Consider the following 10,343-nt stretch of genomic DNA (forward strand, 5'->3'; position numbering starts at 1 on the left):
TAAATTTGAACTAAAACCGCAAATTTTACCCAGGCTTTTTTGGTTCTCAAATTTTGATAGCAAGCATATCACTCGTTAAGACGTATACCTAAAAACGTTAAATTTGACGCCAAAGCCGAGCACTATGCCTTGTACCAAACAAGCTACAGTAACGTAACGCCTCGCGCCATAAATACCAAGTGCCAAATTTTAGAGTTTTTGCGGTGCAGGTCTCGGCGAGTAAAATTTGCAAATTTGAACGCAAAAGCAAAGATAAGATACCGCAAAAACGATAAGCTCGCAACGCTAATGCAAAGTAGTCACTCAGTAAATTTTAGCGGCGATAAAACGCGAAGTTTCCCAAGCTAAATTTAACTCTTCCACTGCTTCGCACTGCAAATTTGCTGCCCCTGAAAAGCGACCTCAAGCGCAGCGAAACTGCACAAAATCTCTCTCAAAACGAGCCGCAGTATAAAAGCTAAAATTAAGCAAAAAAGCGCCAAATGAACAACGCATGCATACAGCAATAAACGATATTTCGACGCAGTAAAAGCTAAAAGCAAATTTAAGTCAGCGACGTCGTCTGATAAAGCTTCATCAAATTTTCGTAAAACTCCCTCTCCGTCTGCTTTTCGAGCAGCCCGTTGCTAGGAAAAAGATCGTCGCAAAGCTTTTGGATATTTTCAAATCGGTTCGGGAAAAGCTCGCTCAGTATCATCGCCGAGATGTCGCGCCGCATGAGGATTGCAGGCGGCAAGATACCCGCTAGCAGCAGCGTTTTTAGCGTCTGGGCGTGGTATTTGATATGGTGATGTTGGCCGTGCGGGCAGGTCTTGGTGCTAACTAGCGTCTTGCACTCGTCGCAGTAGACGAGCTCTGGCAGCACGACGATATCTAAATTTAGATCGTTTTTGTAGCGTTCTAGCACCGTGTGAGCGACGTTGTGATCGTAAAACATCCCGATACCGGCGTGATTTTGCCCGACTATGAGCTTATGGGCGCCCAGCCTATGCGCCGCGATGCACTCTAGCGTCGGGTTTAGGTGCGAACTAAAGAGATTTGAGTTCTCAAAAGGCACGATGATCAGGCGGTTTTTGGGGACGTAGTTTTGGATGAAGTATTCCAGCACGCTTTTTTTGAGAGAAAAGCTCATCATCTCGTCCGCGCCGTGGCTTTTTAGTAAAAACAAAAGCACCAGATCGGAGCTATCTATCGTCATCCTAATCAGGCGCTCGTGCGCGCGGTTAAATGGCTCCGCAGTTAGCATGATCGCCGAGATTTTGCGGACGTTTTGCTCCCTTTTGACCTCTTCGATCAGCTTTCTTACCTCGGCTAGCTTGTCGTCGTAGATTTTTATCTCGCCGCTTACGGCCAGTTCGCCGCTTTGGCTTTGCTGTGCGGGCGCAGCTTCGTTAGCGCGAAAGATATTTTGCGAGCTTTTTTCGGCGTTAAATTTAAAAACCTCGCCGACCTCGATATACCCCACGACCTTACCGCCGTTGATAAGCTCGATATGATCGCCCTTTGAGGCGTTTTTTATAGTTTCTTGATTGCGCTTGCCGTGCGGCGCAAAGACGAAAGTATATGGCATCGGCTCGCCGGCCAAAAAGCCCGTCTCGTAGATCTCGTTCGCCTCTTTTTCATTCATCAGGCGGTTAAATTTGCTAAAAATTTGATTTTCTATGAGATCAAGCGCGCCAAAAGCCTCGTCGTTTATCCAAACGGCGTTATTTTTTCTTGACGACGTCATATTTTTTCCTCTTTTCCCAAAGCGATTTGCGCGAGATGCCTAGCTTTTTGCTAAGCTCGGTGTCGGGGTATTTGTCCTGATAGTTTACGATGATGTGCTTGATGTAGTCGTCGATCGTCAAAATTTCGTCGATTTGAAAATTTTTCTCATCGCTTGTGATGTTTAGCGTCTCCATCGGCGTCTCTTCGTTCGGATTGGTCGAGCTTGCGATGATCTTGCGTTTGGCGGCGAGAGATACGATCTGATTTTTGGCCTCTTGGCGTAAAATTTGAAAATTTGAAAAGTACAAAAGCGTGCGCGGATTTGCCGCAGCTATTGCCTCCACGTCGATTCCGGGTTCTAGCGGGACGTATTTGAAGCTCAAATTTAGCGCCTTTGCGTACTCAAAAACAAAGTTATCGGCGTTTATCATTTTATTGCACTTTATAAGAAGCGGCAGCTTTATGCGCTTAAAGTCGAAATTTAGCGCCGAAACCGCCTTAAAATGATAGTTTAAGTAGTCCTGATAGGTCTTTATAAATGTCTGCAGCCGCCTAAACTCCTCAAAATGCTTGATCTTTCGTACCAGCTCCTCGATCATAAACGGCTTTTGTATGTAGTCGCTCGCACCAGCTTTTAGCGGGATCGAGACGGTGTCGTTGCTGATATAGGTGATGAGCAGGATGACGACGGAGTCTTTAAATTTTTGTATGATTTTTAGCGTCTCGTCGCCCGCAAACGCGCTAGAGAGCAACACCACGTCAAAGTGCACGTCCTTGCCGCCCTCCTTTGCCCTCTGCCCAGGCTCGCTTTTCATCGCCTCCGTCGCGCTCCTTGCGATCTCGCACTCATAGCCTAGATTTTCTAGCTTTGAGGCGATGCTTTGGGCTAGGTAGATTTCGTTTTCTATTATCAAAACTCTCATTTTTTTACTTTCGTCGTTTTATTTTTGCGTCCAGTCGTAAATTTTTAGACTCGCCGACGCCGTGGCGGCTATGCCCTCGCCCCGCCCCGTAAAGCCCAGCTTTTCGGTCGTCGTGGCCTTTACGTTTATGCGGCTCGGGGTTAAATTTAACGCATTTGCGATGTTTATTTCCATCGCTGATTTAAATTTACTAAGCTTTGGCCTCTCAGCTATGACGGTGACATCGGCGTTAATAAGCTCAAAACCGACGCTTTGAACGAGCCTATATGCTTCTTTTAGTAACATAGCAGAGTCCGCACCCTTAAATTTATCGTCGGTATCTGGGAAATGTTCGCCTATATCGCCCAGCCCGGCCGCTCCTAGCACCGCGTCTATGAGCGCGTGGATAGCTACGTCGCCGTCGGAGTGAGCCTTTAAATTTCGCTCGAAAGGGATTTTCTCGCCGCCGATTGTTACGAAACTTCCCTCTTTTTTCTCTTCTTCAAAGGCATGCACGTCAAAACCGTTGCCCACGTAAATTTCGCTTGACGGCGCACCAAGGCCGCAAATTTTAGAAAGGTCGTCTTTAAATGTGATTTTTCTAGCGTTTTCATCGCCTTGCACGTACCAAATTTTACCGCCAGCAGCCGCTATCGCCGAGCTATCGTCGGTGTAAATTTGACCTGATTCAAGCGCGCCTTTTAGCATCGCCGTGCGCGAGAGCTGCGGAGTTTGGATGAGCTTGATCTGCTCTCTATCGACGGCCTGGGAGCCTAGATAAACGGTATCGGGCACTTTTAGCGCAGGCACGACGCAGTCGGCGTTTTGGATGCCGCCTATTATGCGAGAAAAAAGCTCCGCGCTAATCATCGGACGAGCGATGTCGCTAACTAAAACAAATTCGCTTTGGACGAGTTTAAGCGCGTTTTTTAGGCTCTCTTGGCGGGTAGCACCGCCTTTTACGAAGCGATACGACGGGGCAAATTTGCTCATATATTTTTCCTCGTTTGAGGCGACGATTATCTCTTTAAAAGCGTAGTGCGAGCTTAAATTTTTAGCCGCAAAGAGCCATAGCGGATCGCCGTGGGCGCGCAACCACTGCTTTTTAACGGGCATTTCAAAACGACTGGAGCTTCCGGCTCCGAGCATTATCAGCGTAACGTCTAGCAAAATTTCTCCTTTGGCGAAGTGTTACGATATTATACATCCTAAAAGCTTGTTTTTATCTTTTTTGAGTAAGATTAGAACCAAAATTTTAAGGAGCGAAACATGAAAGAATTTCGGGTCAAATTTGACTCCGCCGACAAAACTCCGACGCAGATGTACTACGCTAAAAAAGGCGTTATAACGCCCGAGATGAACTACGTAGCGCAGGCTGAGATGCTAGATCGCGAGGTCGTTAGGAGCAAGGTCGCCGCAGGCAAGATGATAATCCCAGCTAATATCCATCACGAAAATTTGCTCCCGATGGCAATCGGCAGGGAAGCCAAAACCAAAATCAACGCAAATATCGGCAACTCAAGCCTAAGCAGCGATATAGACGCCGAGCTTGAAAAACTGCAAATTTGCCTAAAATACGGCGCCGACACGGTCATGGATCTAAGCACGGGCGGCGACCTTGACGCGATTAGAAGCGCTATAATCGCAAACTCCACCGTCCCCATAGGCACCGTGCCGATGTATCAGATCATCCACGATATAAAAGAGGTCGAAAATTTGACGGCGGATGACATCCTAAAAACGCTCGAAAAACAGGCGCGCCAGGGCGTTAGCTACTTTACTATACACGCGGGCTTTTTGCTCAAATTTATGCCGCTGGTCGCAAAACGCAAGATGGGTATCGTTAGCCGCGGCGGTAGCCTAACTGCTAGCTGGATGATGCACCATCACAAAGAAAACCCGTTTTACGAGGCCTTTGACGATATTTTAGAAATTTGCGCCGCTCACGACGTCGCGCTATCTCTTGGCGACGGGTTGCGTCCCGGCTGCTTATACGACGCGACTGATGAAGCTCAGCTTAGCGAGCTGCGGGTTTTAGGCGAGCTAACGCTACGCGCATGGGAGAAAAACGTGCAGGTTATGATCGAGGGGCCGGGTCATATTCCTTTAAACCAAATAGAGTATAATATGAAAATCGAACGCGAGCTGTGCCACGGCGCGCCTTTTTACGTGCTAGGGCCGCTACCTACGGACATCGGCGCGGGGTACGATCACATCACTTCGGCTATCGGCGGGACGATGGCGGCCTTTTACGGAGCCTCGATGCTGTGCTACGTGACGCCTAAAGAGCACCTAGGCCTACCTAACGCAAACGACGTCAGAGAGGGCATCGTAGCGCATAAGATCGCCGCTCACGCAGCCGACGTCGCGCTAGGCAAAGCAGGCGCAATAGAGCGCGATCACGCGATGAGCGACGCTAGATACGCTTTTGACTGGAACAAGCAGTTTGAGCTGAGTCTAGACCCCGAAAGAGCGCGCGAGCTACATGACGAGAGCTTGCCGCAAGAGTCGTTTAAAAAGGCGGAATTTTGCTCGATGTGCGGGCCTAAATTTTGCGCGTATAAAATTTCAAAAAATCTAATGAAGGAGAAAAATGTTAAGTAAAGAGGAAGTCTTAAATAGACTAAAAGGCGTGATATATCCGGGCTTTGAGAAAGATATCGTGAGCTTTGGATTCGTAAAAAACGTCGAAATCGGCGAGAAAATTTTAATCGAGGTCGAGATCGTAAGCTCAAATCCCGACGTAGCAAACGAGCTGCGAACCGATATAAAGCGCGTGATGGGCTCAAACGAGTGCGTTGTTAGTATCATACAACCAAAAATACCCGAGGAAAAAAGCAACACACAAAGCGGTAAAAACATCGCTCCGCAGATCAAAAATTTCGTAATGGTAAGCTCGGGCAAAGGCGGCGTGGGCAAGAGCACTACGACGTTAAATTTGGCTATCTCAATGGCGAAGCTAGGCAAAAAAGTAGGCATCCTAGACGCCGACATCTACGGTCCAAACATCCCTAGAATGCTCGGCGAAGTAGGCACGCAGCCTCAAGTCGTCGGCAACAAGCTAAAACCGATCCTAACTCACGGCGTCGAGATGATGAGTATGGGCGTGCTAATGGAAGAAGGCATGAGCCTCATCTGGCGCGGCTCGATGATAATGAAAGCTATCGAGCAGCTGCTAAAAGACGTATTTTGGAGCGAGCTGGACGTGTTGTTTCTCGATATGCCTCCGGGAACGGGCGACGCACAGCTAACTCTAGCTCAAAGCGTACCGGTGACTGCGGGCGTGTGCGTCACGACGCCGCAAGTAGTAGCGCTTGATGATAGCAAAAGAGCACTTGATATGTTTGAGAAGCTTCACATCCCGATTGCGGGCGTGATAGAAAATATGAGCGGATTTATCTGCCCTGAAAGCGGCAAGGAGTATGATATATTCGGCAAAGGCACGACCGAGGAAGTGGCAAAAGCCTATAGTACCGAAGTGTTAGCCCAGATACCTATCGAGCCGGCTGTTCGTGTGGGCGGCGACAACGGCAAGCCGGTGAGCTTTTATGAGCCAAACTCGGTCACAGCTAAACGCTATGAAAAAGCGGCGGCTAGACTGTGGGAGATAATCGAAAATATCAACAATGACGGCGGCACGGACAACTCGTCTATCCAGCCTGTGATGGACGGCAAGAGCGCTTGCTCGAAGTAAAATTTAAAATCTAAAGTCCGAATTTGATCAAATTTGGGCTTTAACTCTCGCAAATTTACAAATTTAGGAGAACGACGATGAAAGCGATCGTAACGGTGATCGGTAAGGACAAGGTTGGCATTGTGGCGGGCGTTTCGGCTAAGCTCGCGCAGCTTGGGCTAAACATAGACGACATCAGCCAGACGGTTTTGGACGAGTTTTTTACGATGATGGCGGTGGTTTCCAGCGACGAAAAGCAGGACTTCACGGCTCTGCGCGAGGAGCTAAACGAGCTAGGCGAAAAGCTAAAAGTTAAAATCAACATCCAAAGCTCGGCGATCTTTGACGCCATGCACAACATCTAAGGCGCGCAGATGGACATCAAAAACGTAACCGAAACGATCGCGATGATCGAGGAGCAAAATTTCGACATCCGCACGATCACGATGGGTATCAGCCTGCTTGACTGCATCGATCCCGATATCGACAAAGCCGCGGAGAAAATTTACGCAAAGATCACCGACAAGGCGCGCGATCTGGTAAAGGTCGGCAATGAAATTTCAGCAGAGCTTGGCATCCCGATCGTAAATAAGCGCGTCTGCGTAACGCCTATCGCCATCATCGGCGCAGCGACAAACGCTACTGACTACGTGCCGCTTGCTAAAGCGATGGACGAGGCTGCCAAAAAGGTCGGTATCGACTTTATCGGCGGCTTTTCGGCGCTCGTGCAAAAGGGCTACGCAAAGGGCGATAAAATTTTAATCGACTCCATCCCTGCCGCGCTCGCCGCGACGCAGAAGGTCTGCTCGTCGGTAAATATCGGCTCGACCAAAACCGGCATAAATATGAGCGCGGTCGCCGATATGGGGCGCGTGATCAAAGAAACGGCGCGGCTTTCCGATCTTGGCGCTGCAAAGCTGGTCGTGTTTGCCAACGCCGTCGAGGATAATCCCTTTATGGCGGGCGCATTTCACGGCGTGGGCGAGGCCGAGGTCGTCATAAACGTGGGCGTATCAGGCCCGGGCGTCGTTAAGCGCGCGCTTGAGAAGGTGCGCGGAGCGAGCTTTGACGTGGTCGCCGAGACCGTGAAAAAGACGGCGTTTAAGATCACGCGCATCGGACAGCTCGTAGGGCAAATGGCGTCCGAGCGGCTGGGCGTGAAATTTGGCATCGTAGATCTCTCGCTAGCTCCGACTCCTGCCGTGGGCGATTCGGTCGCGCGCGTGCTTGAGGAGATGGGACTAGAGCGCGTCGGCACGCACGGCACGACGGCAGCTCTGGCGCTGCTAAACGACGCGGTCAAAAAGGGCGGCGTCATGGCCTGCAACCAAGTAGGCGGGCTTAGCGGCGCGTTTATCCCCGTCTCGGAGGATGAAGGCATGATAGCTGCGGTGCGCGCAGGCTCGTTAAATTTGGAAAAGCTCGAAGCGATGACCGCGATCTGCTCGGTGGGGCTCGATATGATCGCAATCCCGCAGGATACGCCCGAGCAAACGATCGCCGCGATCATAGCCGACGAGGCCGCGATCGGCGTGATAAATCAAAAAACGACCGCCGTACGCATAATACCAAAGGGCAAAGAGGGCGATACGCTGGAATTCGGCGGGCTTCTGGGCAGCGCGCCCGTGATGAGCGTAAATAAAAACTCATCCGCAGACTTCATAGCCCGCGGCGGCCAGATCCCAGCACCCATTCATAGTTTTAAGAATTAAAGCTTAACCCGCTTAAGGAGGAAAAATGAGAGCGTTTGCATTATTTGCAGCGGCTTTGCTTCTAAGCGGCTGCTCCATAATCTCGGCATTTTATAGCAAGGAGAAAAAATTCGAGCTGGCGGGCTTGGGGCAAGACGGGGTCTATAGGACTTCGGACGGCAGCACAGACACGCTAATAAAAATAACGTCCGCCCGCACAAAAGAGGGCGAGCCGTATCGTATAATCCACACGCTGGAAATTCCTAAAAATTCTACCCTGACGGATTTTGATAGCAACGATAAAGAGGTATTTAAAATAGACTGCTCCAAGAATCGTTGCTCGCCCGAATATGACAGGGAACCGAAAAGAATCGCCATTTCTTGGCCCGCGCCGAATGGGGGCGGCGTTTTTGACGGCGTCATATATCTAAAAAATTTACGGCTCGTAAAGGCGTATTAAATTTGCGGATTTAAAAGAGCGCAAAATTCTAAGTCGCCGCGATGGAATTTAGCTCTAAATTTTACGCTTGCAGGCGTGGAATTTTGAGTTAGAATTTCGGCGCGGAATTTCGTTTTGAAATTTCGGCTTGAAATTTTACGGCGCGATCCCCGCGGCGCGCTAAAATTTTAAAATTTCGCCGTAAGGCGAGACGTTAAAATTTCATTACCGCTCGCGGCGGACAAGCGGCGGGTCTTTTGAAATTTTAAAGCGGCTTGCATTGAAATTTTAAAATTTAAAAGCAACCTGTTTCGTTATCATTGCTCGTCCGCTTAAGAAGCGAGCGGGATTCTATTTCGGCGGCGGATTTAAACACAGCGCGCAAAAACAGGCACAGCATCGAAATTTTAAAAAACGACGCGAAAATATGAGGCGGAAATAAAATGCAAAAAAAGGCTTGGGAATTTGGCGAGCTTGAAAAGGTCGCAACGGACGAGGGCTTCATTTGGTACGCGGAGCTAAAAAGCGAAAGCTCTAGCGAGGTGCCGTTTTGTCTTGTATCTGCAGATACGGCGGATGTGGACGATGAGACTATCTTGCTCGCGCAGCGCATCGCTAGGGATATCGATCGGTACGTAAAAGACGCCCTTGTCTTCTTGCGAGACGAGCTTAGACGCGAGTATCGTTTGGGCGAGGATGAGCTTAGACTGCTTGACGTGCCCGTTTGCGATCTGCCGTTTGAGCTGCCGCAATGCACGTTTTACGCGCGCGATACGCAGTGGCTGATGAGATTTGCCGAGGGCGCGCTTGATATTTGCGAGCCTTTCGGCATCGGGGTGATTTTCGAGGGTGAAAGACCGCTGCGCGTGGAAAATTTAGAGCTTAGCAGAGGGTATTAACCGCGGATAAAATTTTAAATTTAGAGGTGATTTTAAAATTTATACAGCGCGTAAATCGGCGCGTTATGGCGCGCTCCCGCGGATAAATTTAAATCGCGGCTCGTTGTCGTTTTTGAAATTTTGTGGCGCACTGTAGCGGCTAAGATACACTTTGAAAAGGCAGCGTTTAAATTTCATTTCCTGCGCTGTGTCGCGCAGATCCCTCTTTCGTGCCCTTAAAAGCTAGCGTTTATGACGGCGGCGTGAATGTAGGTGCGGGCTCGTCGGAATTCTACGAAAAATTTTGAAAGTATCCGCGCACAACGGCAAGTAAAAAGCGCGCGAAAATTCGGCGTTTGGACGCATGCCCGCTCATAGCTGCTACGGATTGGGCGAGCGAAGCGACAGAATTTAAACGCAGGGCGCGCGCAGGAAAAAGTCGAAGATAGGTGCGGAGAGATGCAAAAAAAACGGAAAGGCGCGCAGCGGTATAGAGTGGGGTAGTGCGACTGCCGCAAATCAGGCTCGTAAATTGCGGATCGAAAGCGGGCTGAAATCAAAAGCTCGGCGCGTAGATTTACGGATCGGGCGTTTAGGAAAGGACGGGACGCGCACCGCGAATTTAGCGATTTGGCGCGCAGAACGCGAATCAAAAAGCGCCGTAAGCAAAGAGGCGCGCAGCGAAATTTTGCGCTCCTTGAAATTTTATAAAATTTTGCCGCAAAATTTACACTTTTTAAAATTCTATAAAATTCTGCTTGCAGAGTTTGCCCGTAAAATTTTTAAAGCTCTTGGCGGTCTTTTTTGAAATTTATGAAGCAGATCGCCGCGCAAGCGCCGCCGAGTAAAATTTGAGATCAAAGCAAGCTGAAAGTAGAAATTTTAAGCGCGAGCAAATTTGGCTCGCAAATTGCGGATCGGGTGTATGCGATGGCAACGGCGCGGAGCGCAAATTTAGCGGAAAATCGATGTATAAATTTCGCGCGCAAATTTCGCGCTCCGCCAGGTGGAATTTAACGCGCAAATTTCACGACGAAATTTCAGGGCGTT

At 49.3% G+C, this 10,343-nt stretch carries 10 protein-coding genes; 7 read left to right on the forward strand and 3 right to left on the reverse strand.

Annotated features, from left to right (window positions below):
* Positions 1–544: 544 nt before the first annotated feature.
* The 3 genes from Q0314_RS04810 to Q0314_RS04820 are packed head-to-tail and all read right to left on the reverse strand — an operon-like array spanning position 545 to position 3,782.
* Positions 545–1,729, reverse strand: a complete 1,185-nt coding sequence (locus Q0314_RS04810) for a sulfate adenylyltransferase (RefSeq protein WP_298057119.1) — start codon at positions 1,727–1,729, stop codon at positions 545–547.
* Positions 1,707–2,633, reverse strand: a complete 927-nt coding sequence (locus Q0314_RS04815) for a response regulator (protein WP_298057120.1) — start codon at positions 2,631–2,633, stop codon at positions 1,707–1,709. Before Q0314_RS04815 ends, Q0314_RS04810 begins: the two co-directional genes overlap by 23 nt.
* An 18-nt stretch (positions 2,634–2,651) precedes the next feature.
* Positions 2,652–3,782, reverse strand: a complete 1,131-nt coding sequence (locus tag Q0314_RS04820) for a bifunctional 2-C-methyl-D-erythritol 4-phosphate cytidylyltransferase/2-C-methyl-D-erythritol 2,4-cyclodiphosphate synthase (protein WP_298057122.1) — start codon at positions 3,780–3,782, stop codon at positions 2,652–2,654.
* A gap of 99 nt (positions 3,783–3,881) precedes the next feature.
* On the opposite strand from Q0314_RS04820, the gene thiC reads away from it, so the two are divergent.
* From thiC to Q0314_RS04855, 7 genes are all read left to right on the forward strand, one after another.
* Entirely contained in the window at positions 3,882–5,216 is a 1,335-nt protein-coding gene (gene thiC, locus Q0314_RS04825) for a phosphomethylpyrimidine synthase ThiC (protein WP_298057123.1), read from the forward strand.
* Positions 5,206–6,306, forward strand: a complete 1,101-nt coding sequence (locus Q0314_RS04830; RefSeq protein WP_298057126.1) for an Mrp/NBP35 family ATP-binding protein — start codon at positions 5,206–5,208, stop codon at positions 6,304–6,306. The genes thiC and Q0314_RS04830 overlap by 11 nt, the downstream gene beginning before the upstream one ends.
* Before the next feature lie 77 nt (positions 6,307–6,383).
* Positions 6,384–6,650, forward strand: a complete 267-nt coding sequence (locus tag Q0314_RS04835; protein WP_002944456.1) for an ACT domain-containing protein — start codon at positions 6,384–6,386, stop codon at positions 6,648–6,650.
* A gap of 9 nt (positions 6,651–6,659) precedes the next feature.
* Positions 6,660–7,997: a PFL family protein gene (locus Q0314_RS04840; RefSeq protein ID WP_298057129.1), complete on the forward strand. Its 1,338-nt coding sequence runs from the start codon at positions 6,660–6,662 to the stop codon at positions 7,995–7,997.
* Between the two features lie 25 nt (positions 7,998–8,022).
* The gene (locus Q0314_RS04845; protein WP_298057132.1) at positions 8,023–8,436 is read left to right on the forward strand and encodes a hypothetical protein; all 414 of its coding nucleotides are present in this window, start codon (positions 8,023–8,025) and stop codon (positions 8,434–8,436) included.
* A 422-nt stretch (positions 8,437–8,858) separates the two neighbouring features.
* Entirely contained in the window at positions 8,859–9,314 is a 456-nt protein-coding gene (locus tag Q0314_RS04850) for a hypothetical protein (RefSeq protein ID WP_298057135.1), read from the forward strand.
* 830 nt (positions 9,315–10,144) lie between these two features.
* Positions 10,145–10,343, forward strand: a 199-nt coding sequence (locus Q0314_RS04855) for a hypothetical protein (protein ID WP_298057137.1), incomplete at its 3' end; no start/stop codon positions are given.

The organism is uncultured Campylobacter sp. (assembly GCF_938040115.1).
Classification (GTDB): domain Bacteria; phylum Campylobacterota; class Campylobacteria; order Campylobacterales; family Campylobacteraceae; genus Campylobacter_A.